Consider the following 22,681-nt stretch of genomic DNA (forward strand, 5'->3'; position numbering starts at 1 on the left):
AATCGGTCTACTCCCGTATAGACGTCTGACTCCTTGCGGCCGAGTGTCTATATGGTGGTCCGATGGCCTTGGACGTCGGCGATGCGCTCTTCATCCTGCATGCCAACGGGTATGAGGTGAAGTCGTTTGGCGGCGGCTTCACCGCGTTCAGGCGACGCGGATCGCGGCGGCCGCCGGTCCCGCACCGAGTGGTCGTCCTCGATCACGTCGACCATCCGGATGCGCTCGTCCAAGCGCACCTCGACGCAGCACCGTCTGGCCGTGAGCTTCTGCTCATCGTGCGTCGAGAAACACCCGCGCTGCGCGCTACGGCACGGACAGGCGCCTTCGCATATGTGGCCATCCAGGACCGATCGTGCAGTGTTGACGGGACCCGCTTGCCGAGAGGAGTCCGCGCACCCAAAGGGTCGAACTACGCCCTGTTCGCTCTCGCTCGCATCATGCTGGCGACATCCCGTCCCACCCGCCAGGGCAAGTCCAAAGCCGCCTCAATCGACATCGGCGCGCCCACAAGACTCTCGCTGGCGGATCAGCTCGACGTAAGTCAGCCCTACATCAGCTTCCTCCTACGCAAGCTCCCCGCGGGTTCAGTGCTCCGAACGGATGATGGTTGGGTCGTCGCCGACTTTGATGCCATCTGGGATTGGCACCTCCGCGACTATCCCGGTCAGGGAGGAGCCCGCATGGCTTGGCAGAGCCCCCGCAGTCGCGCGACGCAAGAGAAGGACGTCAGCGTAGTCCTCAACTCCGCCAGCCTCCTGGGCGACCCGTTGTGTCCTCCAGGGCAATGGCTGGAGTCCGGTGCGACCGCGGTGCCCGCATACGGTCTCACCGAGCCAGCACGAGCAAGGCCGTTGGTCATGCTGAGCACCTATGTGACCACCGACCTGACCGACTGGAACTACACCGTGTGCGCCGAGAGCACCGCGACTGTGAAGCTGGTCGAGATGCGCGACCCGAAAGCGATGCTGACCGCTGCGGCCTGGGGCAACCCCGCCCGCACGGATCCGCTGCTGACTGCCAGCGAACTCGCGCATGAACCAGACGCTCACGGTCCGATCCGGCGCCTTCGGCAGGCAGCGCTTCTCTACGCGGCGGGCAACTGATGTCCGAATCATAGTCGTTGCCGGACCTGCGCGAACGGGGCTAACCTGCCTATGCAGTGCCGTCAAACGGCGCGACGAATACCGCGGCTGCTCACCACGGTCCTTCGACGCTTTGGAAGCATCCAACAAATGCTTCGCAGACGGTAGGTAACGTTCGCTCAAACGAGACCCAGGCTTGTCCCTGCTGCCAGTTTGCCATGCCCTCAGCGGGCCGGCAACGAGAGAGAGGGATGACCCGACATGTCACTGCTGCACGAAGGCTTCATCGAGGATGTCCGCGATGCGGACAAGGTGGTTCTCAGCTCCGAGGAGCTGACGCAAACGCGGGCTCGAAAGCGAAGCATCCTTGCCCGTGTGGCGCACGAGAACGGGGTGTCCGTCTCGCAGCTGGCCGCTGCAGTCAGTCAGCCAGAGGCCACCATCCGAGAGTGGTTGGCAGAAGCCGCGGAGCCCAACGCCGACGACAGCCCGTTCGCCCCAGACGACAGCTGATGTTCCCTTGGCGGCGCGGCTCGTGCGGCTTCATGGCACGCAGCCCACCTGCCGACTGCAGATGGAGGCCAGCGGCCTGTCGGCGCCTGTCGCGGCGACTCACAGTCAGCGGCGGGTTTCGCAGACCTACTTGTCGCTGCAACCCGAAAGCGACACTTTAGATTGCAAAGCGACACTTTACGTGGGCGTTCACACTACATCCCCGGCGCCATGTCGGCGAAGCGCGAGAAGTGGCCGTGGAAGCCGACGGTGATCGTGCGCGTCGGTCCGTTACGGTGCTTGGCGATGATGAGGTCGGCCTCGCCCGCTCGCGGGCTGTCCTTCTCGTAGGCAGACTCACGGTGCAGGAGCACCACCATGTCGGCGTCCTGCTCGATCGAGCCCGATTCACGGAGGTCGGACAGCGCCGGCATCTTGTCGGCACGCTGCTCCGCACCACGGTTCAGCTGCGACAGCGCAATGACCGGAACCTGGAGCTCCTTCGCCATGAGCTTCAGCGCACGGGAGAACTCCGAGACCTCCTGCTGACGGCTCTCGACACGCTTACCGGACGTCAGCAGCTGGAGATAGTCGATGACGACCATCTTCAGGCCCACGCGCTGCTTGAGTCGACGGCACTTCGCACGGATCTCGACGAGTGTCATGTTCGGGCTGTCGTCGATGTAGAGCGGAGCGTCGTTGATGCGTCCACGCACCTGCGCGATCTTCGTCCAGTCCTGCGAATCGACGGTGCCCTTACGCATGAGCTGCAGCGGCACCGACGCCTCAGCGCTCATGAGGCGCATCGCGATCTCGCTGCGCCCCATCTCGAGCGAGAAGAAGATCGACGGCTGGTTGTAGTGGACCGAAGCGGCACGGGCGAAGTCGAGCGCGAGCGTGGACTTACCGATAGCGGGTCGGGCGGCGACGATGATGAGCTGACCCGGGTGCAGACCGTTCGTGAGTTCGTCGAGTTCGCGGAAGCCCGTCGGCACGCCGGTCATGGAACCGTCGGTGTGCTTGGCGGCCTCGATCTCGTCGATCGCCGCACTCACCGCGTCGGTCAGCGGGACGTAGTCTTCGACCTCCTGGTTTCCGGAGACCGCGTAGATCTCGGCCTGAGCGGAGTTGACGAGCTCCACGGCCTCGCCCTCGGCCGCGTAGCCCATCTGCACGATGCGGGTGCCGGCCTCGACGAGACGACGCAGCAGTGCGCGCTCCGCGACGATGCGGGCGTAGTAGCCGGCGTTGGCCGCCGTCGGCACGAGGCTCGTGAGCGTGTGGAGGTAGTCCGCGCCACCCGCGCGCGACAGCTCGCCCGTCTTGACGAGCTCGTCGGTGACAGTGATGACATCGGTCGGCTCACCGTGCGAGTACAGGGTCAGCAGGGCGTCGTAGATGACCTCGTGCTTGGGGATGTAGAAGTCCACGCCACGGAGCGTCTCGACCACGTCGGCGACCGCGTCCTTCGACAGCAGCATGCCGCCGAGTGCACTCTGCTCCGCGAGGAGGTCGTGCGGAGGGACCCGCTCGTTGCCGCGCGGCTCGTCGTACGAACCGCCGCCTTCGGAGCGGCCCAGGTGAGCGATCGACAAGTGGACATCCCTTCTCGATGTGGACTCGGGTGGTGCGGGTGGTGACGACTCAGGTGTAGCAGGAGCATGCGACACGCGCGGGCCCTGCGGGACGCTCGAGGGCTACGGACGAGGGCTGCTCAGCCTGCTCGCCCGGCTGTTCCGAGACGCCGATGACTCACGATAGGGCCACTCGTCTCCACAACCAACTCTGCCTGTGGATAACTCTGTGGAGAGATCGGGGGAAACGCCGCGTGTCGTGTGCACAAGCTGTGGGAAACCCTGTGGAGAGAGAAGTTTTTCTGCCACGCAATACGCCCCTGATCAGGAGATTCTGATTCCACAGGCTGTGTGTGGAAAGTTCTTTCGATCCTGTGTCGAACGTTGGGGAGAACGGGGGTCACCTGTGTACAACTTGCTTGACGCAGAGGGCGAAACGGGTGTAGCACACAGGTGTCGGGGCGACGCGTCGCCCCCGTTCTGGGCACAGAAAAACGCGATGGCGGCAGGCCTCTCGGTCCACCGCCATCGCGCTCATCACGACGTGCATGAGGCGCCGGACCCGAAGGTCCGACACCGCACGGCGGGTACTACTTGGCCGCGACCACCTGAAGGGTGATCGTGGCGACGATCTCGTCGCGGAGGCTGATGGTGGTCTCGTGCTCGCCGACGTACTTGATCGGGGTGTGGATCTCGATCTTGCGCTTGTCGACCTCGCCCAGCCCGGCTTCCGCCACGGCCTTCGCGATGTCGGCAGGCTTCACGGAACCGAACAGACGGCCTTCGCCGCCCGTCTTGACCGTGAGCTTGACCTTGGTGGCCTGGAGGCGAGCCTTCAGGTCCTGGGCCTCTTCGATCGTGGCGTGCTCGCGCGCAGCGCGGGCCGACTTGATCTGCTCGACCTGCTTCTCGCCACCGCGGGTCCACGGGGTCGCGAAACCCTGGGGAACGAGGAAGTTGCGAGCGTAGCCGTTCTTGACGTCGACGACGTCACCAGCGGAGCCGAGGCCGGAGACCTCGTGCGTCAGAATCACTTTCGACATGTGCGGCGCCTCCTAGCGGCCAGAGCCGGCGTAGGGCAGGAGCGCCATCTCGCGTGCGTTCTTGACCGCACGTGCGATGAGTCGCTGCTCCTGGACGTTGACACCGGTGATACGACGAGCGCGGATCTTTCCCCGCTCGGAGATGAACTTGCGAAGCGTGGCGACATCCTTGTAATCGATGACACCAACGCGGATCGCCTTCGCGGGAGCGACGTTCTTGCCGCCCTTAGCACCGCGGGCAGGCTTGCGGCGGTCGCCGCTCGACTTTCCAGCCATGGTTGTTCCTTTGCGTGTGAATGGAGTGATCGGCTAGCCGGCAGAACCGGACCGATCGAATCTGTTTAGAAGGGGGTCTCGTCGCTGTAGCTGCCCGGAGTGTTCCAGGCATCTGCACCGCCGTTGCCGCCGGAAGCTGCGGGTGCGCTCTGAGCCCAGGGCTCGTTCTGCTGCACCTGCGGAGCTCCGCCGCCGCGCTGCTGACCACCGCCGCCGCCACCCGAGGGTGCACGGCTGATGGTCGCGGTCGCGTACCGGAGCGAAGGGCCGATCTCGTCGACTTCGAGTTCCATCGAAGTCCGCTTCTCGCCTTCCTTCGTCTCGTAGGAACGCTGCTTGAGACGCCCGGTCGCGATGACGCGGCTTCCCTTGGTGAGCGATCCGGCCACGTGCTCGGCGAATTCACGCCAGACGCTCGCGCGCAGGAACAGCGCTTCGCCGTCCTTCCATTCGTTCGTCGCGCGATCGAAGTTGCGCGGCGTGGAAGCGATGGTGAAGTTGGCGACAGCCAGGCCGTTCTGCGTGAAACGCAGTTCCGGATCGCTGGTCAGGTTGCCCACCACGGTGATGACGGTCTCGCCGGCCATGAGCCCTAGGCTTCCTTGGTCTCAGCCGCAGCCGGAGCCGCGTCTGCCTTGGGAGCCGCGGCGACAGCAGCAGCGGGCTTGGCGGCAGCCTTGCGGGCGGCCTTCTCTTCGCTGCGCTTCGTCTCGGTGGCGACCTGAGCGATGGCCTCTTCGGCACGCAGCACCTTGGTGCGCATGACGGCCTCGGAGAGCTTCAGCTGACGGTCGAGCTCCTGCGTGGCAGCGCTCGATGCAGTGAAGTCCACGACGGCGTAGATGCCTTCGGTCTTCTTGTTGATCTCGTAAGCGAGACGACGACGGCCCCAGATGTCGACCTTGTCGATGGTTCCACCATCGTTGCGGATGACGTTGAGGAACTTGTCGAGGCTCGGTGCAACCGTGCGCTCGTCAATCTCGGGGTCGAGGATGACCATGAGTTCGTACTGATGCGTCACTAACCCACCTCCTTCGGACTCGAACGGCCACAGACTTTCTGTGGCAGGAGGGTGTAAGCATCGTTGCGATCGGGCGAGAACAGAGCGGACGCACCCGGGCAACCTTCACAGCGTACCGGACGGGAGCCCGTACCGCCACCGCGGGCCTGTCGCGGAGCCGCCACGCGTGGGATGCTGGACGCGATGAGCAGCCCAGCCAGCCGACAGCGCGCCGACCGACTGATCGGTCTCGACCTCGCGCGGTTCCTCGCGCTCATCGGCATGATGGCCACGCACGTCTGGGCGTTCGACATCGCGACCGGTGGACACACGCCGATCACGGAGGTGTTGTCCGGCAAGGCCGCAGCCCTGTTCGCCGTGCTGGCCGGGATCGGGATCGTCCTCACCAGCCGCCGCGACCTCGCCGCCGGCTCTCCCGCAGCAGCGCGCCTCAACCTCTTCGGACGCGGCTTCGCCCTGCTCGTCCTCGGCCTCACCCTCGGCGTCCTGCCCGGCGGCATCTATGTGATCATCGCGTATTACGGCGTGACCTTCTGGCTCGCGATCCCGGCCGTGACGTGGCGTCCACGCACACTGTTGATCGCCGCGGCCGTCTGGGCGGTGGTCTGGCCGATCTGCTCGCAGGCGCTCCGGGTGCCGCTCAGTGGCGTCGACTCCCCCGAGATCGGCAGTGCGTCCTGGTTCGACGTCTCGGGCGGCGGGTTCGCCCGCGGGCTGCTCCTCACCGGGGTGTACCCGGCGCTCACCTGGATCGTCTACGTCCTCGTCGGGATGGCCGTCGGCCGGCTGCTCATGGATGCGCGGGCGAACGGGACCCTGCGGCGGTTCGCACTCCGGCTCGCGGCGATCGGACTCGTCGTCGCCATCGCCGCGGATCGCCTCGCCGCCCTCCTCCTCGGTCCCGTCGGCGGCGTGCAGGGCATCGCGCGCGCCTGGACCGGCGGTCTCGAGCCCGATCCGACGACCATCACCGCCGCGGAGGACACCCTCGCCGAAGGGATGTACGGCACGAGCCCCACGGAGTCCTTCTGGTGGCTCGTCGCCCGTGCCCCGCACTCGGGCACCACGCTCGACCTCGTCTTCACGATCGGGATCGCGGCGGTCGTCATCGGCCTGTGCCTGGCGCTCGGCACCGTCCTGAACCGCGGCTGGTCGCTCGCACTCCTGCCGGCGACCGGGGCCGGGGCCGCCCCGCTCACCGTCTACTCGGCGCACGTCTTCATGGCGTCGGTGGGCGCCTTGATCGCCGCGATCGCCGGGACGTATGCGGACACGGCGTGGCTCATCTCCAGCCCGCAGCTCTGGCTCGTCCACGTCGCCGGCGCGCTCCTCCTCGGCTGGATCATCGCCCTCACCAAGCGTCGCGGACCGCTCGAGACACTGGTCCATGCGGCCGGCCGGGCACTCACCGTCGCCGCGAACCGCCCTGGTCGGACGCCCACGGCGATGATGCCCGCGCCCGTACCCCACGGAACACCCGACGGGCGATGACCGCACCGACGACTCGAACCACGACGCCGGACCCGCGAGCGCTCACCGAACGGATCGACCGACGCGCGCTCCGCGAGTACCGCAGGGGCCTCCCGGGCGAAGTCCGTCCACCACTCATGGCGGCGATCTGGCCCGCCGTCGTGCTGGCGGTGCTGCCGATCGGCTTCCTCTCCGCCTGGTGGTTCGTGCTCGAAGACGGCTCGATCCCGGCCGAGCCCTGGGACTGGTCGGCCCTGATCCTCCTGCCCTACCTCGCGCTACCCGTCGGCATGCTCGTCCTGCTGGTGCGCACGGTCCGACGACGCAGCGGCGTCCGCCAGTTCCGGCTGGACCGGTTCGCGCGGGCGAACGGCCTGAGCTACCGTCCGTTCGCCATACCGGTGGCGTTGCCCGGCCTGATCTTCACGATGGGCGGGACGAGCGTGGTCAGGGACCTGCTGTGGCGGGGCGGCCGGTCGCCGTTGTCCGTCGGGAACCTTCGCACGACCATCGGTTCGGGACGGAACCGCAAGGAGCACCGCTGGGGCTACGTGGCCCTCCGGCTGCCGGTGGCGCTCCCCCACATCGTCTTGGACGCCGTCGGCAACAACTCGCTCCTGCACCCCCGTCTGCCCGTCACCTACGCCAAGGACCAGCGGCTGTCGCTCGAAGGCGACTTCGACCGCCACTTCGAGCTGTACTGCCCGCGCGGGTACGAGACCGACGCCCTCTACCTCTTCACGCCCGACATCATGGCGAGGTTCATCGACACCGTCGCCGAGCTCGATGTCGAGATCGTCGACGACCATCTGTTCCTCTACTCACCCAAGGACCTCTCGACCCTCGACCCCGAGGTGTGGACGTGGCTGATGTCGGTCGTCGACATCCTGGGCGAGCGCATCGCGCAGTGGGAGCGCTGGCGGGATCGCCGCCTGGAACCGGTCGACGCAGTGACGATGCCGGGATCGTTCCCGCTGATCCGTCCGCCACGAGGCGTGGCCGGGCAGGGCAGACGCCTGTCCCGCCGGACAGGATGGTGGTGGGTGATCGGGCTCGCCCTCGCCGTCTACGGGTGGTACCTCATCATCGGCGACGCGGTCCGGGCGATCACCGGCGGCTGAGCCCGTCCCAGCTCGCGAACTGTCACTTCGGAACAGTGCGGGCCGCGAACACCCGCATCTACTGACAGTTCGCGGGCTACTTGGCGTCGGCGTAGGAGGTGACGACGGCGGTGGTGACCGGGAACTCGACCGGCGCGGTGCCGAAGATCAGACGACCGGCCTCGGCCGCCGCCTCACGCACGAGGGCGACGACCCGCTCGGTCTGGCGCTCGGGACAGTGGACGACGATCTCGTCGTGGAGGAAGAAGACGAGGTGGGCCGACTCGGTGAGCGCAGCGGCCGGTCCGACCGACTCTGCGGCGAGCGCCTGCAGCCGTGTCCGGAGGCCGGCCATCCAACACAGCGCCCATTCGGCGGCTGTGCCCTGCACGACGAAGTTGCGGGTGAAGCGACCCCAGCTGCGCGCCTCCATGCGGGCGCGCTGGGTCGCGGCGGCGTTCGCGCCCTCCATCGACGCGGCCGACTGGATCTCCCGCCAGGTCTCGCCGGGCAGCGGTGAGGTACGACCGAGCCGGGTGCTGACCCGCTCGCCGCGTTCACCGGCCCTGGCGGCCGTCTCGACGAACTCGATCGCTCGCGGGAACGCCCTCGTGAGCCGGGGCAGGAGGCGCCCACTCTCCCCCGTCGTCGCGCCGTACATGGCACCGAGCATCGCGATCTTCGCGTGTGGTCTGGTGTCGACCGCGCCGACGTCGACCATGCCCTGGTAGAGGTCGACGCCGCGTCCGGCATCGGCCATCGCGCGGTCGCCGGACATCGCCGTGAGGATCCGTGGTTCGAGCTGCGCGGCGTCGGCGACGACGAAACGCCAGCCCTCGTCCGCGAGGACGGCACCGCGGACCTGGTGCGGGAGCTGGAGGGCACCGCCACCGTCGGAGGCCCAGCGGCCCGTGACGACTCCGCCGGGCACGTACGTGGGGCGGAAGCGTCCGTCCTTCACCCAGGTCTCGACCCACGTCCAACCGTTCGCGGTGAGGAGGCGGGACAGCTTCTTGTACCGGAGCAGCGGCTCGATGACGGGGTGCTCGATCTCCTGCAGCTCCCACTGCCGGGTGGAGGTCGCGTTGATGCCGGCACGCTGGAGCGCCTTGAGGAGCTCGCCAGGTGACTCGGGGCTGAGCTCCTGCACCCCGAGGGCGGCCTTGACCTCCTCGAGGACCGCGGCCAGCTTCGCCGGACGGACACCGGGCGGCACCTTGGGGCCGAGGGCGTCGGCGAGGATGCGGTCGTGGGCCTCGGCGTCCCACGGGAGACCGGCGAAGGTCATCTCCGTGGCGATGAGGGCACCGGCGGACTCGGCGGCGAGGAGGAGTCCGAGCTGCGAGCGTCCCTGCGGTGTCGCGCCGTCGACGGCGTCGCGCTGGAGGGCGAACTCGGCGACGGGATCGCGTTCGCCGCCCGGGAGGTCGAGGTCGAAGAGGGTCCCGACGGCCTCCGCACGCTGGGCGACGCGCGGATCGAGGACCTCGTCCCACGGGCCGGCCGGCGCGGTCGCGAGTGCAGAGTCGGCGGTGAAGGCGGCATTGCGGAGGAGGTTGTGGGAGAGCCGGAGGTCGACGCAGCGCGCGACCCGGACACCCGCGGCGAGGAGCGCCGGGTACCAGAGCGTGGTGTCGTCCCAGACCCAGCGCGGCGGGTTCGGCTCGGCTTCGAGACGCCGGACGAAGGCCGCGAGGTCGGCCCGCGGCATGGTGGTCTCGGAGACCGGAGGTGGCTCGCCGGATGAAGTTGGGCGGTCCTCGAGGTGCACGACGCGCACGCGGGCGCCGTCGAGCTGCTGGAGGACGATGTGCACCACCCCAGTCTGCCTTCACCCGCCGACCTCGCCCGACGCGACCTCTCGCTGGAGAAACGAGACCCGGACGGAATCGCCCGTTCCCTCCGGGTCTCGTGCAGGCAGCACTCGGGCGTTCAGCGCCTCCGGCCGCGGGCCAGGTTCACCCGCGTCATGACCAGGTACGCCGCGAGAAGCAGCTCGGCGAAACAGAGCGCCGAGCCGAGATACTCGGCGACGCCGAAGCCCGCTCGGACTCCGATGATGATCGTCAGGAACGCGGCGACGATCGATCCGGCCGTGAGGCCCTGGCGGATCTGGAGCGGCCGTGGGCCGTGTGTGGTGATCGGCGATTCGGGGTTCGACATACAGATATATTAGATTGCCTCGTATCAGCCGCCTCGACATCCTCGGCGCACGATATCGGGGGTCCCTGAGCCTGTCGAAGGGTCAGGCGCCACCGTGCTTGCACTTCGACAAGCTCAGTGACCGGGAAAGGTCGGTGACCGGGGAAAGGTCGGTGACCGCGGAAAGGTCGGTGACCGCGGTGAGGCCCGGGAGACCGGGACATCCCCCCTATGGGGGTGGGCGCAGCGGTGCCAGACTGCGAACATGCTGATCTCGACGATGAACGATGTCCCCGGCCGCCAGGTCACCGAAGTGCTGGGCGAGGTGACCGGCCTCACGGTCCGTGCACGCAACGCGGGCGTGCAACTCGGCGCCAACTTCAAGGCGCTGCTGGGCGGTGAGCTCTCCGGGCTCACGAAGCAGCTCGCTGAGAGCCGCGAGGAGGCGAAGCAGCGACTCATCGAGGCGGCCACCGCGCTCGGCGCCGACGCGGTGCTCGCGATGCGGTTCGACGCGGCCGAGGTCGGCCAGAACTACCAGGAGGTCGTCGCCTACGGCACCGCCGTCAAGCTCGGCTGAGTGCGGGGCCTGAGCCACCCCGGTCCCTGGGCCATCCCGGTCCCGGTCCCTGAGCCTGTCGAAGGGCGCACTTCGACAAGCTCAGTGACCGGGGGGGGGTGAGGCTCAGTGACCGGGGGGGTGAGGCTCAGTGACCGGGGGGGGTGAGGCTCAGGGACCGGGCCCTTCGACAGGCTCAGGGACCGAAGGAGGGTCAGGCGCGGAGGCGCTTGAGTTCTTCGCGGCGCACGGCCTGCTCGGCGGGGTCCGGCACGGGGAGCGACGCGAGGAGACGACGCGTGTAGACGTCGCTCGGCGCACCGAGCACCGCTGAGCCGGGCCCCTCCTCCACGATGTCGCCGCGGTACAGCACGACGATGCGGTCGGCGAGGATGTCGACCACCGCGAGGTCGTGGCTGATGAACAGCGACGCGAACCCGAACTCACGCTGCAGCTCGGCGAAGAGCTCCAGCACGCGAGCCTGCACCGACACGTCGAGTGCCGAGGTCGGTTCGTCGGCGACCAGCAGTGCCGGTTCGAGCGCCAACGCCCGCGCGAGCGAAGCGCGCTGCCGCTGCCCACCGGAGAGCTCGTGCGGGAACCGGTCGCCGAACGCCTTCGGCAGCTGGACCGCCTCGAGGAGCTCGTCCACCCGACGCCGGGCCGCGCGTGCGTCGCCGAAGCGGCCGTGCACGATGAGGGGCTCCGCCACGCACTCCGCGATCGTGAGCAGCGGGTTGAAGCTCGTCGCCGGGTCCTGGAACACGAACCCGATCTCGCGGCGCTTCGGAGCGAACTCGCGCTCCTTCACCCGGTTCATCTCCACGCCGAGCACCGACAGGGAGCCGCCGGTCACCTTGGTGAGCCCGGCGATCGCGCGGCCGATCGTGGTCTTGCCCGACCCCGACTCCCCCACCAGGCCGAGGACCTCACCCGCGTGGATCGTGAAGTCGACACCCTTGACCGCACGGAACCCGGCACGCCCGAAGCGACCCGGGTACTCGATCTCGAGCCCCTTCGCGACCACCACCGGCTCACCGAGCTGCAGCTGCTTGCCGCGCTCGACCTCGGCCGGCGCGGAGCTCTTGCCGCGGCCGACGTGCGGCACCGACGACAGGAGCTTCTTGGTGTACTCGGCCTTCGGTGAGGAGAACAGCTCCTGGACGGGTGCCTCCTCGACGATGTCGCCCTGGTACATGACCACGACGCGGTCGGCGAGGTCGGCGACGACGCCCATGTTGTGGGTGATGAGGACGATGGCCGTCCCGAACTCGTCGCGGCACCGACGCAGGAGGTCGAGGATCTCCGCCTGCACGGTGACGTCGAGCGCGGTCGTCGGCTCGTCGGCCACGATCAGTCCGGGGTCGAGCACGAGCGCCATCGCGATGACGATGCGCTGCTTCTGCCCGCCCGAGAACTGGTGCGGGAAGTAGTCGACCCGCTCCTCCGGCTCCGGGATGCCGACGCGACGCAGGATGTCGATGGCCTTGGCACGTGCCTCGGCCTTCGTGTACGACCCGTGCGCGCGGAGACCTTCGGCGATCTGCCAGCCCACCTTGTAGACGGGGTTGAGGGCCGTCGACGGTTCCTGGAACACCATCGCCGCGTCGCTGCCGCGGATGGACCGCAGCTGCTCCGCCGACGCCGTGACGACGTCCTGTTCGGTCGAACCGTCGCGGGAGCGCAGGACGACGGCACCCGAGGCGGTCGCCGTCTCCGGGAGCAGACCGAGGATGGTCTTGGCCGTGACCGTCTTGCCCGAGCCGGACTCACCGACGATCGCGACGATCTCGCGCGGTGCGACCGACAGCGAGATGTCGTTGATCGCCTTCACCGCGCCGGCATCGGTCGAGAACGAGACCCCGAGGTCGCGGATGCTGACGATGTCCTTGGTGCCGAGGTCGCGTGGACCGGTGGTCGGCGTCGACTGGCTCATGAGCGCTCGTCCTCTCGTCGGTTCTCCAGATCACTGTCGGCCGCCGCGTCGCTCACGGCGCCCAGCGACTCGGCGTCCATCATCCCGGCGCCACCGGGGCTGTCGGACGTGCCACCGGTGGTCGTGATGCTCGACGTCGCAGCGACCGATCCACTCGACGCACCGACCCGACGACGGCTGCGCAGACGCGGGTCGGACAGGTCGTTGAGGCTCTCACCGACGAGCGTGATGCCGAGCACGACGAGCACGATCGCGAGGCCGGGGAACAGCGCGGTCCACCAGATCCCGCTCGTGACATCGGAGACGGACCGGTTGAGGTCGTAGCCCCACTCGGCGGCCGCGGTCGGCTCGATGCCGAACCCGAGGAAGCCGAGCCCCGCGAGCGTGAGGATGGCCTCGGAGGCGTTGAGGGTGATGATGAGCGGCAGCGTCCGGGTCGCGTTCCGCAGCACGTGGCGGAACATGATGCGGGAGCTCGACGCACCGATGACCTTCGCCGACTCGACGAACGCCTCGCTCTTGATGCGCACGACCTCGGAGCGGATCACCCGGAAGTACTGCGGGATGAAGACCACGGTGATCGAGATCGCGGCAGCGAGGATGCCACCCCAGAGGCTCGACTGCCCGCGGCTGATGACGATCGACATGACGATCGCGAGCAGCAGCGACGGGAAGGCGTAGACCGCGTCGCACACGACCACGAGCACGCGGTCGAGCCAGCCACCGAAGTACCCGGCGACGAGCCCGAGCAGGACGCCGATGAAGATCGACAGGATGATCGCGGACACGATGACGAAGAGCGCGGTCTGGGCGCCCCAGAGCACGCGGGACAGAACGTCGTACCCACCGACGGTCGTCCCGAGGAGGTTCGTCGCGTTCGGCGCCTGCTGCGTACCGAACGAACCGTCGTCGCCGCGCAGCTGGTTGTAGCGGTACGGCGCGACGAGCGGCGCGAGGATCGCGATGAGCACGAACACGCCCGTGACGACGAGGCCGATGACGAGCATCGCCCGCTGCAGCCCGACCGACTGGCGGAACTGCTTGACGACGGGCAGGCGGTCGCGCAGCGGACGCTTCGCTGGCGCGGTCTGCACGGCGGTGGTGGCTGTCGGAGCACTCATGCTCAGTACCTCACCCTCGGGTCGATGATCGCCGCGATGATGTCGACGATGAAGTTGGTCAGGGCGACGATGACGGCCAGCAGCGCGACGATCCCCTGGACGGCGACGAAGTCACGCGCCTTGAGGTACTCGCTCAGCATGAAGCCGAGGCCCTTCCATTCGAACGTCGTCTCGGTGAGGACTGCACCCGCGAGGAGGAGCGCGATCTGCAGGCCGATGACCGTGATGATCGGGATGAGCGCCGGACGATAGGCGTGCTTCGTCACGAGCCGGAACTCGCTGACGCCGCGCGACCGGGCCGCATCGACGTAGCCGGAACCGAGCGTGCCGATGACGTTGGTGCGGACCAGACGCAGGAAGACTCCGGCCGTCAGCAGGCCGAGGGCGATCGCCGGGAGCACCGCGTGGGCGAGGACGTCGCTGATCGCCGTCGGATCGCCGAGGCGGATCGCGTCGATCAGGTAGATGCCGGACGGGTTCGAGATGGTCTGGAGCGTCAGCTCGGTGCCGGTGCTCGCTCGACCGGCGACCGGGAGGATCCCGAGCCAGACGGAGAAGATGAGCTTGAGCAGCAGGCCGGCGAAGAACACCGGGGTGGCGTAGCTGAGGATCGCGAAGACGCGGAGGCCCGCGTCCTGCCAGCGGTCGCGGCGGGCGGCGGCGAGCATGCCGAGCGGGATGCCGACGATGAACGCGACGATGAGGGCGTAGATCGCGAGTTCGAGGGTCGCGGAGCCGTACGTGAGGAGGACCTCGAGGACCGGCCGGTTGTCGGAGATCGTCGTGCCGAAGTTGCCGACCGCGATCTGCCCGAGGAACTCGAAGTACTGGATGAAGATGGGCCGGTCGTAGCCGGCGGCGCTGATGCGTTCCGCGAGCTGATCGGCCGGGAGTCGACCGCCGAGCGCCGCGGTGATCGGGTCACCGGTCAGGCGCATCAGGAAGAAGACCATGGTGACGAGGATGAACACCGTCGGGATGATCAACAGGAAGCGGATGACGAGGTACCGCCAGAGTCCGCCACCTCCGGAACGTCTGGCCGCCTTGGGGGGTGGGGTTGCGACAGCTGCCGTCATTGCAGTGGATCCTCCTCGATCACCGACTCGGTAGAGCCCGGACAGACGATCGGGGCGGCTCTGTGGAGCCACCCCGATCGCGACGTCCGACTCACCATAGTCGGATATCAGTTGGTCAGGCTACTCAGCCCTTGGTGATGGGCGCGTAACGGAACTTGAACGACGCGTCGAGGACGGTGCCCTCGACGTCCTTGCCGACGACGGCCACCTGAGCGCCCTGGAGCAGCGGGATGGTCGACAGGTCGGCCGCCTCCGTGTCCTGGATCTGCTCGATGAGCTTCGTCCGTGCGTCGGCGTCCGTCGTCGAGCGCTGCTCGTTGATCAGGTCGTTGACGGCCGGGTTGTCGTAGTGGTTCGCGAGGAAGTTGTCCGTGGCGAAGAACGGCGACAGGTAGTTGTCGGCGTCGGAGTAGTCCGGGAACCAACCCAGCTGGTAGGCCGGGTAGACGTCCGTCGTGCGGTCCTTGGCGTACTGGACCCACTCGGTCTGCTGCAGGTTGACGGTGAACAGGCCGTCGGCCTCGAGCTGGTCCTTGATGAGCGCGTACTCGTCGCCGGAGCCGGAACCGTAGTGGTCACCGTTGTACTGGAGGTTGAGCGCGACCGGAACGGTCACGCCGGCTGCCTCGAGCGTCTCCTTGGCCTTCGCGGCGTCGGGGCCGCCGTCGCCATCGCCGTAGAGGCCCTTGAGAGACTCGGTGGCGCCGGTCAGGCCGGCGGGCACGTAGGAGTAGAGCGGCGTGTAGGTGTCCTTGTAGACATCCTTGGCGATCGCAGCGCGGTCGATCAGGTCGGCAGCGGCCTGGCGGACGGCGAGCGCCTTCGCCGGGTCGGCGTCAGCGGTGGTCGCTCCGTAGGGCATCGTGTCGAAGTTGAAGACGAAGTAGCGGATCTCGCCACCGGGGCCGTCGACGACCTTGACGTTCTTGTCCTTCTTCAGGTCTTCGATGTCGGTCGCGGAGAGGCTGCGCGATGCGACGTCGATGTTGCCCTGCTTGACGTCGAGCTTCAGGTTGGACTCGTCGGTGTAGTACTTCACGTTGACGGTGTCGTTCTTCGCCTCGCCGAGGAGGCCCTGGTAGTCGGCGTACTTCTTGTACGAGATGAGCTCGTTGAACTTGTAGCTGTCGATCGTGTACTGACCGGCGAACGCCTTGCCCTTGACGATGTCGTTGTCGGGCGTGACCTCGGTGGCGGAGAAGACGTCCTCGTCGACGATCGGGCCGACGGGGCTCGAGAGCACCTGCGGGAAGGTCTGGTCGTTCTCGGTCTTCAGCGTGAAGACGACGGTGAGGTCGTCAGGCGCATCGGTCTTCTCGAGGTTGCCGAGGAGCGACGACGGGCCGTTCTCGTCGGCGATGGCGAGCTGACGGTCGAAGCTGAACTTCACGTCGGACGAGGTGAGGTCGTTGCCGTTGGCCCACTTGAGGCCCTTCTTGAGCTTCACCGTGTACTCGGTCGGCGAGGTGAACTCGGCCGACTCGGCGATGTCGGGCTCGACGTCGGGGCTGTTGTACGGCGTGTTCAGGAGGAAGGGGAAGACCTGGTTCATGACGGCGAAGGAGCCGTTGTCGTACGATCCGGCCGGGTCGAGCGTCGTGACCTTGTCGGTCGTGCCGATGACGATCGTGCCGCTGGCACCGCTGCTGGAGCCGCTACCACCGGCGGCGCAGCCGGCGAGGGCGAGGGCGGTGATGGACAGACCCGCGAGCGCGACGGCGCTCTTCCGGAATCCACTACGTGGGGATGACATTGATGTCGACCTCATTTTCTGTGTGTGAGAGACGGCACGGCTGTGTGCAGGTTCTTCGCACGTGCTTGTAGAGGATTACAGCACGCTCCGAACAAATCCCTCAAACCGAGAAGGCTTCCGGTGCAGATTCGTTACGAGCACGAAACGTGCGCGAGCGACATCTGTAGCGCAATGACCGCGCGTTTCGTCCGGTTCGGACGCCACCGAGATCCCGGGCCGACGCCCCGATGATCAGGGTCGGTCAGTACCCGCGCTCGGCGTCGAACCGGTTCAGCAGCGGTTCGCCTGCGCGGTAACGGGTGAGGTTCTCGATGAACAGTGCCGTGAGTGTCGCGTTCTCACTCTCGACCGTGGACGCCGAGTGGGGCGAGATGAGCACGTTGTCGAGGTCCCAGAGCGGTGAGTCCGCGGGCAGCGGCTCCTCGCGGAAGACGTCGAGCGCCGCGCCACCGAGCTTGCCCGAGCGGAGCGCCTCGATCAGCGCTTCCTCGTCGACGACCTGCCCACGGGAGATGTTGACGATGGTGGCGCCGTCGCGCAGGAGCGCGATCCGGTCGGCGCCGATGAGGTTCTCGGTCTCGGGCGTGAGTGCCGTGCAGAGGACGAGCACGTCGGTGCCCGGCAGCACCTCGTCGAGCCGGCCCACATCGCTCAGCTCGACGCCGTCGGGGAGCTCATAGGTGCCGCCGACGCGACCCACCGCGGTCACCCGTGCACCGATGGCGTCGAAGGTCCGCACCACGTTCGACCCCATGCCCCCGACGCCGACGACGGTGACGCGCATCCCGGCCAACTGTCTGGTCGTGTACCGCTCGAACCGGCGCTCGCGCTGCCGGCGCTGCAGGAAGGGAACGCCCTTCACGACGAAGAGCGCTCCGGTGAGGGCGAACTCGGCGAGTGGGACGGCATGCACGCCGCCCGCCGTCGTGACGGCGATGCCGCTGCGGTCGAGTCCGGTGCGGCGCATGAACGCACCGATGCCGGCGCTCGTCGCCTGGATCCATCTCAGGTTCGGGGCGCGCTCTGGGAGCGCCGCCGGGTCCTGCCAGTCGAAGTCGAACGCGACGTCGGCGTGGGCGAGCATGTCCTCCCACCGTTGCTGGTCCGCTGCGGACAGCTCGGGTGCCGGCCCGCGGTGATCGGCGACGTACTGCGGGACCGCGACGAGCGTCGGGTCGTACAGCACCTCGACATCGGGGTGGGAGGCGCTGATCGCCTCGACGTGCTCAGGCTCGAGGTGACTCGCGATGAGGATCCGCATGATGGTCCATCATGCCCTGCGACGCCCTGCGCCCGGACTCAGTCGTTGATGGCGGCGTTGGCCGCCTCCTGCGCCTTCTTGAGGCCGTCCGCGACGGGCGTCGTACCGGCGAAGATCTCCTTGAAGATCGGGTCGTAGGCGGCGAGCCCCTTCGCGTAGCCGGCACCCGTCGGGGGCGCGATGGTCTTCGCGTCGTCGGCGATCACGTCGAAGAAGGGCTGCACGTCGACGTCCTGGCCCTTCCAGTAGTCGAAGTACTGCTTCTGAGCCGCGGTCACGGCCGGGACCGCCGAGCCGGACGCACCGACGGGTGCGTTGCCCTCGGTGCTGCCCAGCCAGGCGAGCACCTTCTTCACCTGGTCGGGGTGCTTCGTGGCTGCGTTGCCCGCTGCGGCGATCCCGTTCGTGACGCTGACCTTGCCCGCAGGGCCGGCCGGGAGCTCGGCGACACCCCAGCGGAAGTCGGCGCCGTCGTGGACGGCCTTCAGGCTGTAGAGCCCCGACTGGAACATCGCGACCTTGCCCTGGAGGAAGGCGTCGCGGGCGAAGTCGCCGTCGGCGTTCGTGGAGGCTGCCGGCGGCGCGACCTTGGCGCCGTTGATCGCATTCACGAGGTAGCTCACGGACTCGCTCGTCTTCGGGTCGTTGAACGCGAAGTCGTCGCCGTCCTGGTACTTCCCGCCGTTCGAGCCGATGAACGGCAGGAGCACGGCCTGCAGGTCGTATCCGAGGCCGGTGCCGTAGGTGGCGGGCGCCGCGGGGTTGAAGCCGGGCTGGTCGGCCGAGACCCCGGCCGCGTCCTTCGTCAGCTTCTTCGCAAGAGGCAGGAACGTGTCCTTCGCCGCGTCGGGCGACCAGGTCGCCTCCTCGAGCTCGGCGGGCTTCACGCCGGCCGCATCGAGGAGGTCGGCGTTGTAGTAGACCGCGATGCCGGCGTCGGACAGTTGCGGGACGGCCCAGAGCTTGTCGTTCCTCGTGAACTGGCTGACCACGCTCGGCGCCCAGTCCTTCGAGGCGTCCTTGCCGAGCGTCTGCCCGACGTCGAGGACGCTGCCGCTGTCCGCGTACCCGGCGAGATAGGAGTTGTTCAACCAGAAGACGTCGGGAGCGGTGTCCGCCGCGACGTCGGTGCGGAGCTTCGTCCAGTAGTCCGCCCATTCGACGACGTCGACGCGGACGCGGATGTCGGGGTTCTCGCGCTCGAAGGCGGCGAACGAGGTCTCGTAGGCGTCGGCGACGGCGGAATCCCAGACCCGCACCGTGACCGTCGTGCGCTCCGTGGATCCGGCGGCGCAACCGCTCAGCATCAGGGCGGAGGCGGCCGCGATCGCGAGGGCGGCGTGTCGCTTGAGCATGAGAATCCTTCGTTCCGTGAACCTCAGGGAGGCTAGCAGTTCAGTCTGAACGCCCGCGAGCTGTCAGAAACGGTCAGTGTGACGCCGTCTGACTGTGCGTTTGTGACAGTTCGCGGGCAGGTGGGGCTGTCACCGGGAGGACCACCAGTCGAGGAGGCGGCGGGTGGCCTCCTCCTCGCCGAGCGGGCCCTCGTCGAGGCGCAACTCCAGCAGCCAGCGGTACGCCTCGCCGACCTCGCGACCGGGTGCGATGCCCAACACCTCCTGGATACGGTTGCCGTCGAGGTCGGGCCGGACGGACTCGAGCTCCTCCTGCTCTTGGAGCTCGACGATGCGCTGCTCGAGGTCGTCGTAGGCGAAACCGAGGCGGTCGGCCTTGCGCCGGTTGCGGGTCGTGACATCGGCGCGGACGAGCATGTGCAGCCGCTCGAGCAACGGACCGGCATCGCGGACGTAGCGCCGCACCGCGGAGTCTGCCCACACGCCCTCGGAGTACCCGAAGAACCGCATGTGCAGTTCGACGAGTCGCGCGACGCTCTTGATCGTGTCGCCGTCGTAGCGGAGTGCGGTGAGGCGCTTCTTCGCCAGTTTCGCACCCACGAGGTCGTGGTGGTAGAAGGTGACGGCCGCGCCGGGGCCGGTCTTCTTCGTCGCCGGCTTGCCGATGTCGTGGAGGAGCGCGGCCCAACGCAGGACGAGGTCGGGCGCCTCGCCGGGGTGCCGCGAGTGCTCGTAACCGATCGCCTGCTCGAGCACGGTGAGCGAGTGCTGGTAGACGTCCTTGTGGTGGTGGTGCTCGTCGGGCTCCAGCCGGAGGGCGGGCAGCTCGGGCAGCACGAGGTCGGCGATGCCGGTGTCGACGAGCAGCTCGAGGCCCGCGCGCGGGTGGTCGGTCGCGAGCAGCTTGCCGAGCTCGGCCTGGATGCGCTCGGGGCTCACGATGGAGATGGTCTCGCGACGCACCTCCATCGCCTCGATCACGTCGTCGGTGGGCCGGAAGCCGAGCTGCGAGGCGAACCGCGCGGCCCGGAGCATGCGCAGCGGGTCGTCGCCGAAGGAGACCTCGGGCGAGCTCGGCGTCCGCAGCAGGTGGGCGACGAGGTCCTCGACGCCGCCGGACGGGTCGACGAGGGTGATCTCGGGGATGCGGAGCGCCATCGAGTTGACCGTGAAGTCGCGCCGCCGCAGGTCGTCTTCGAGGGTGTCGCCGAAAGCGACGACCGGCTTGCGGGTCACGCCGTCGTAGGCGTCGGCGCGGTAGGTGGTGATCTCGACCGTGTCGGCGTGCTCGACACCGTCGTCGTCGGTGACGGTGACCTTCGCGCCGATCGTCCCGAAGTCGCGGCCGACGTCCCACCAGGCGCTCGCCATCGGCTTGAGGACCGCGAGGATCTGATCGGGCGAGGCGTTCGACGTGAAGTCGAGGTCGCTCACCGTGCGACCGAGCATCGCATCGCGAACCGGTCCGCCGACGAGGGCCAGTTCGTACCCGGCTTCGGCGAACGCCGACGCCACCCGAGCGACCACGGGCGACGAGGCCAGGTCCTGCAGGCGCACCAAGGATTCCGCCACGCTCACCATGGGGTCAATCGTACCCGGACGCCGCCTGCGACCCCGTCGCCGTCAAGCCGCGAGCGCTCCTGGGCGACGGCCGTACAATAACGAGGAACCCACTCCCCAGCAGACCAGAGGCGGACACGATCACGAACGAACTCGACGACCAGCGGCCAACCGTCGGCACTCAGGCACCGACGGCCTTCACCAGTACCGCGAAGGACCCGATTCCGCCGGAACTCCCGTTCACCACCGCCCCTGAGCTCGTCCTCGTGACCGGTGGCTCCCGATCGCAGCGCTTCGACCGCCCCGACGTGGTGCAGCGCAAGGGCGTCTACACCCTCATCAACGGTCACCTGACCCCACAGCAGTCGATGGTGGAGGACCTCCTCGCCGTCGCCGACGTGCTCGACGCGGCCGAGATCGAGTACCTCCTCATCCGGGGCGAGCACGACCGCCCCGTCATCGTCGTCGACCGCTCCCTGCGCAAGCGCCTGCAGACCGCCCTCGCGGAGGCGTTCGCCGACGAGCCCTTCTACAGCGTGCCGCTCAAAGCGCGAATGTCGACGGTGAAGCCGGCCGGCGATCCGCACCTCCTCTCCGACGGCCTGCTCACCGGCGCCCGCAAGGCCGAGGTGTTCCGGCTGTACCGGCCGCGCATCGAACCGCTCGGCCGCCTCCGCTACGGCATGGAGACCGCCCTGCAGCTCGAACTCTGGCGCTTCGGCGACGAGGAGATCACCGCTCCCGTGGAGAACGTCCTCATGCGGACGTACATGCCGCGGACGGAGGCCGTCGAGACGACCGTCGAACGCTACGGACGCAGCTGGCGGACCCTCGAGCACATGTTCGGCGCACTCGCGAGCGACGTCACCTTCGACATCGACCTCGTCTTCTCGTGGGTGGACGGCTCCTCCGAGGAGTTCCAGCGCGCCCGCGCCAAGCGGATGCAGAGCTACGTCGTCGGCGACGGCGACGACTCCGACGCCCGCTTCCGCCAGATCAACGAGCTCAAGTACGCCCTCCGCAGCGTGCACACCTTCGCCCCCTGGGTCCGACGCATCTTCATCGCGACCGACTCCCCCGCGCCCGAATGGCTGGTGGAGCACCCGAAGGTCACCATCGTGCGCAGCGAGGAGTTCTTCGGCGACCTCGACGCCCTGCCGACGCACAACTCCATGGCCGTCGAGAGCCAGCTCCACCGCATCGAGGGGCTGTCGGAGCACTTCCTCTACTCCAACGACGACATGTTCCTCGGCCGACCGATCAGTCCCGAACTGTTCTTCTCACCGGGCGGCATCAGCAAGTTCGTGGAGGCGACCACCCGCATCGGTCTCGGGGCGAACGACCCCTCGCGCAGCGGCTTCGAGAACGCGGCCCGGGTGAACCGTCGGCTCCTGCACGAGCGCTTCGGACGCGTCACCACCCGTCACCTCGAGCACTGCGCCGCGCCCCTCCGCCGGAGCATCATGGCGGAGATGGAGCAGGAGTTCGCCGAGGAGTTCCGCGCGACCTCCCACAGCGCCTTCCGTGCGGCCGACAACATCTCGGTGACGAACTCGTTCTACCACTACTACGGCCTCATGACGGGTCGCGCGGTGCAGCAGACCCAGGCGAAGGTCCGCTACATCGAGACGACGCTCAAGCAGTCGCTCGGGCAGATGGAACGACTCCTCAAGCGACGCGACCAGGACATGTTCTGCCTGAACGACGGCAGCCGGCCGGAGATCTCGGTGGAGCAGCGCACCACCGCCGTGATCGACTTCCTCGAGCGGTACTTCCCGTTCCCGGCGCCGTGGGAGCGCGAGGCAGCCGTGCCGAGCGCGCTCGAGATCGAGCCCGCCAAGCTCAGCTGACCGCCCT

At 68.0% G+C, this 22,681-nt stretch carries 20 protein-coding genes; 6 read left to right on the top strand and 14 right to left on the bottom strand.

What is annotated here, in order from left to right:
• Positions 1–62: 62 nt before the first annotated feature.
• Together CCK91_RS00600 and CCK91_RS00605 are read left to right on the top strand one after the other, a co-directional pair.
• Positions 63–1,106 carry a hypothetical protein gene (locus CCK91_RS00600; RefSeq protein WP_086472422.1) on the top strand — a complete coding sequence of 348 codons (1,044 nt, stop codon included), beginning with the start codon at positions 63–65 and terminating at the stop codon, positions 1,104–1,106.
• A gap of 240 nt (positions 1,107–1,346) precedes the next feature.
• Positions 1,347–1,598, top strand: a complete 252-nt coding sequence (locus CCK91_RS00605) for a hypothetical protein (protein WP_086472423.1) — start codon at positions 1,347–1,349, stop codon at positions 1,596–1,598.
• Positions 1,599–1,792: 194 nt separating this feature from the next.
• Here the strand turns inward: CCK91_RS00605 and dnaB are convergent, their stop codons facing one another.
• The 5 genes from dnaB to rpsF all read right to left on the bottom strand — a co-directional run bounded on the left by dnaB (position 1,793) and on the right by rpsF (position 5,470).
• Complete coding sequence (gene dnaB, locus CCK91_RS00610; RefSeq protein ID WP_071262068.1) at positions 1,793–3,172, bottom strand: replicative DNA helicase; 1,380 nt, start codon at positions 3,170–3,172, stop codon at positions 1,793–1,795.
• A gap of 569 nt (positions 3,173–3,741) precedes the next feature.
• On the bottom strand, positions 3,742–4,194 hold the full coding sequence (rplI, locus tag CCK91_RS00615; protein ID WP_086472424.1) for a 50S ribosomal protein L9: 453 nt from the start codon (positions 4,192–4,194) through the stop codon (positions 3,742–3,744).
• Between the two features lie 12 nt (positions 4,195–4,206).
• On the bottom strand, positions 4,207–4,470 hold the full coding sequence (gene rpsR, locus CCK91_RS00620; RefSeq protein WP_056010351.1) for a 30S ribosomal protein S18: 264 nt from the start codon (positions 4,468–4,470) through the stop codon (positions 4,207–4,209).
• Positions 4,471–4,535: 65 nt separating this feature from the next.
• Positions 4,536–5,057 carry a single-stranded DNA-binding protein gene (locus CCK91_RS00625; protein WP_064295656.1) on the bottom strand — a complete coding sequence of 174 codons (522 nt, stop codon included), beginning with the start codon at positions 5,055–5,057 and terminating at the stop codon, positions 4,536–4,538.
• 5 nt (positions 5,058–5,062) lie between these two features.
• Positions 5,063–5,470 (bottom strand): 30S ribosomal protein S6, encoded by a 408-nt coding sequence (rpsF, locus tag CCK91_RS00630; RefSeq protein WP_194718777.1) that lies wholly within the window; start codon positions 5,468–5,470, stop codon positions 5,063–5,065.
• A 204-nt stretch (positions 5,471–5,674) separates the two neighbouring features.
• Between rpsF and CCK91_RS00635 the strand changes: the two genes are divergently transcribed.
• A complete protein-coding gene (locus tag CCK91_RS00635) occupies positions 5,675–6,982 on the top strand; it encodes a heparan-alpha-glucosaminide N-acetyltransferase domain-containing protein (protein ID WP_165766951.1) in 1,308 nt (435 codons plus the stop codon).
• Positions 6,979–8,082, top strand: coding sequence for a hypothetical protein (locus tag CCK91_RS00640; RefSeq protein ID WP_207568156.1), 1,104 nt, complete (start codon positions 6,979–6,981; stop codon positions 8,080–8,082). The genes CCK91_RS00635 and CCK91_RS00640 overlap by 4 nt, the downstream gene beginning before the upstream one ends.
• A gap of 76 nt (positions 8,083–8,158) precedes the next feature.
• On the opposite strand, the gene CCK91_RS00645 is transcribed toward CCK91_RS00640, so the two are convergent.
• Together CCK91_RS00645 and CCK91_RS00650 are read right to left on the bottom strand one after the other, a co-directional pair.
• Positions 8,159–9,877 (bottom strand): bifunctional 3'-5' exonuclease/DNA polymerase, encoded by a 1,719-nt coding sequence (locus CCK91_RS00645; RefSeq protein WP_086473101.1) that lies wholly within the window; start codon positions 9,875–9,877, stop codon positions 8,159–8,161.
• A 116-nt stretch (positions 9,878–9,993) separates the two neighbouring features.
• The gene (locus CCK91_RS00650) at positions 9,994–10,224 is read right to left on the bottom strand and encodes a hypothetical protein (protein WP_086472426.1); all 231 of its coding nucleotides are present in this window, start codon (positions 10,222–10,224) and stop codon (positions 9,994–9,996) included.
• Positions 10,225–10,468: 244 nt separating this feature from the next.
• On the opposite strand from CCK91_RS00650, the gene CCK91_RS00655 reads away from it, so the two are divergent.
• Complete coding sequence (locus CCK91_RS00655; protein WP_064294105.1) at positions 10,469–10,783, top strand: YbjQ family protein; 315 nt, start codon at positions 10,469–10,471, stop codon at positions 10,781–10,783.
• A 193-nt stretch (positions 10,784–10,976) separates the two neighbouring features.
• On the opposite strand, the gene CCK91_RS00660 is transcribed toward CCK91_RS00655, so the two are convergent.
• The 7 genes from CCK91_RS00660 to CCK91_RS00690 all read right to left on the bottom strand — a co-directional run bounded on the left by CCK91_RS00660 (position 10,977) and on the right by CCK91_RS00690 (position 20,845).
• Positions 10,977–12,698, bottom strand: coding sequence for a dipeptide ABC transporter ATP-binding protein (locus CCK91_RS00660; protein WP_079704269.1), 1,722 nt, complete (start codon positions 12,696–12,698; stop codon positions 10,977–10,979).
• A complete protein-coding gene (locus CCK91_RS00665) occupies positions 12,695–13,819 on the bottom strand; it encodes an ABC transporter permease (protein ID WP_086472427.1) in 1,125 nt (374 codons plus the stop codon). The genes CCK91_RS00660 and CCK91_RS00665 overlap by 4 nt, the downstream gene beginning before the upstream one ends.
• 2 nt (positions 13,820–13,821) lie before the next feature.
• Complete coding sequence (locus tag CCK91_RS00670) at positions 13,822–14,895, bottom strand: ABC transporter permease (RefSeq protein ID WP_086472428.1); 1,074 nt, start codon at positions 14,893–14,895, stop codon at positions 13,822–13,824.
• Between the two features lie 124 nt (positions 14,896–15,019).
• On the bottom strand, positions 15,020–16,648 hold the full coding sequence (locus CCK91_RS00675; RefSeq protein WP_086472429.1) for an ABC transporter substrate-binding protein: 1,629 nt from the start codon (positions 16,646–16,648) through the stop codon (positions 15,020–15,022).
• A gap of 241 nt (positions 16,649–16,889) precedes the next feature.
• Positions 16,890–17,909: a D-2-hydroxyacid dehydrogenase gene (locus tag CCK91_RS00680; RefSeq protein WP_086472430.1), complete on the bottom strand. Its 1,020-nt coding sequence runs from the start codon at positions 17,907–17,909 to the stop codon at positions 16,890–16,892.
• Positions 17,910–17,947: 38 nt separating this feature from the next.
• Positions 17,948–19,264 (bottom strand): ABC transporter substrate-binding protein, encoded by a 1,317-nt coding sequence (locus CCK91_RS00685; protein WP_086472431.1) that lies wholly within the window; start codon positions 19,262–19,264, stop codon positions 17,948–17,950.
• Positions 19,265–19,393: 129 nt separating this feature from the next.
• On the bottom strand, positions 19,394–20,845 hold the full coding sequence (locus tag CCK91_RS00690; RefSeq protein ID WP_086472432.1) for a CCA tRNA nucleotidyltransferase: 1,452 nt from the start codon (positions 20,843–20,845) through the stop codon (positions 19,394–19,396).
• Between the two features lie 245 nt (positions 20,846–21,090).
• Between CCK91_RS00690 and CCK91_RS00695 the strand changes: the two genes are divergently transcribed.
• The gene (locus CCK91_RS00695; RefSeq protein WP_242664191.1) at positions 21,091–22,674 is read left to right on the top strand and encodes a stealth family protein; all 1,584 of its coding nucleotides are present in this window, start codon (positions 21,091–21,093) and stop codon (positions 22,672–22,674) included.
• Positions 22,675–22,681: the final 7 nt, after the last annotated feature.

Origin of the sequence: Plantibacter elymi (nom. nud.) (assembly GCF_900177795.1) — a bacterium.
Lineage (GTDB): Bacteria > Actinomycetota > Actinomycetes > Actinomycetales > Microbacteriaceae > Plantibacter > Plantibacter elymi.

Excerpts from the sequence above, each read along its gene's own strand:
- CCK91_RS00600 (WP_086472422.1), top strand. The coding sequence starts at position 63 with ATGGCCTTGGACGTCGGCGATGCGCTCTTCATCCTGCATGCCAACGGG.
- CCK91_RS00605 (WP_086472423.1), top strand. The coding sequence starts at position 1,347 with ATGTCACTGCTGCACGAAGGCTTCATCGAGGATGTCCGCGATGCGGAC.
- rplI (WP_086472424.1), bottom strand. The coding sequence starts at position 4,194 with ATGTCGAAAGTGATTCTGACGCACGAGGTCTCCGGCCTCGGCTCCGCT.
- rpsR (WP_056010351.1), bottom strand. The coding sequence starts at position 4,470 with ATGGCTGGAAAGTCGAGCGGCGACCGCCGCAAGCCTGCCCGCGGTGCT.
- CCK91_RS00625 (WP_064295656.1), bottom strand. The coding sequence starts at position 5,057 with ATGGCCGGCGAGACCGTCATCACCGTGGTGGGCAACCTGACCAGCGAT.
- rpsF (WP_194718777.1), bottom strand. The coding sequence starts at position 5,470 with ATGGTCATCCTCGACCCCGAGATTGACGAGCGCACGGTTGCACCGAGC.
- CCK91_RS00635 (WP_165766951.1), top strand. The coding sequence starts at position 5,675 with ATGAGCAGCCCAGCCAGCCGACAGCGCGCCGACCGACTGATCGGTCTC.
- CCK91_RS00640 (WP_207568156.1), top strand. The coding sequence starts at position 6,979 with ATGACCGCACCGACGACTCGAACCACGACGCCGGACCCGCGAGCGCTC.
- CCK91_RS00650 (WP_086472426.1), bottom strand. The coding sequence starts at position 10,224 with ATGTCGAACCCCGAATCGCCGATCACCACACACGGCCCACGGCCGCTC.
- CCK91_RS00655 (WP_064294105.1), top strand. The coding sequence starts at position 10,469 with ATGCTGATCTCGACGATGAACGATGTCCCCGGCCGCCAGGTCACCGAA.
- CCK91_RS00660 (WP_079704269.1), bottom strand. The coding sequence starts at position 12,698 with ATGAGCCAGTCGACGCCGACCACCGGTCCACGCGACCTCGGCACCAAG.
- CCK91_RS00665 (WP_086472427.1), bottom strand. The coding sequence starts at position 13,819 with ATGAGTGCTCCGACAGCCACCACCGCCGTGCAGACCGCGCCAGCGAAG.
- CCK91_RS00670 (WP_086472428.1), bottom strand. The coding sequence starts at position 14,895 with ATGACGGCAGCTGTCGCAACCCCACCCCCCAAGGCGGCCAGACGTTCC.
- CCK91_RS00675 (WP_086472429.1), bottom strand. The coding sequence starts at position 16,648 with ATGTCATCCCCACGTAGTGGATTCCGGAAGAGCGCCGTCGCGCTCGCG.
- CCK91_RS00680 (WP_086472430.1), bottom strand. The coding sequence starts at position 17,909 with ATGCGGATCCTCATCGCGAGTCACCTCGAGCCTGAGCACGTCGAGGCG.
- CCK91_RS00685 (WP_086472431.1), bottom strand. The coding sequence starts at position 19,264 with ATGCTCAAGCGACACGCCGCCCTCGCGATCGCGGCCGCCTCCGCCCTG.
- CCK91_RS00690 (WP_086472432.1), bottom strand. The coding sequence starts at position 20,845 with ATGGTGAGCGTGGCGGAATCCTTGGTGCGCCTGCAGGACCTGGCCTCG.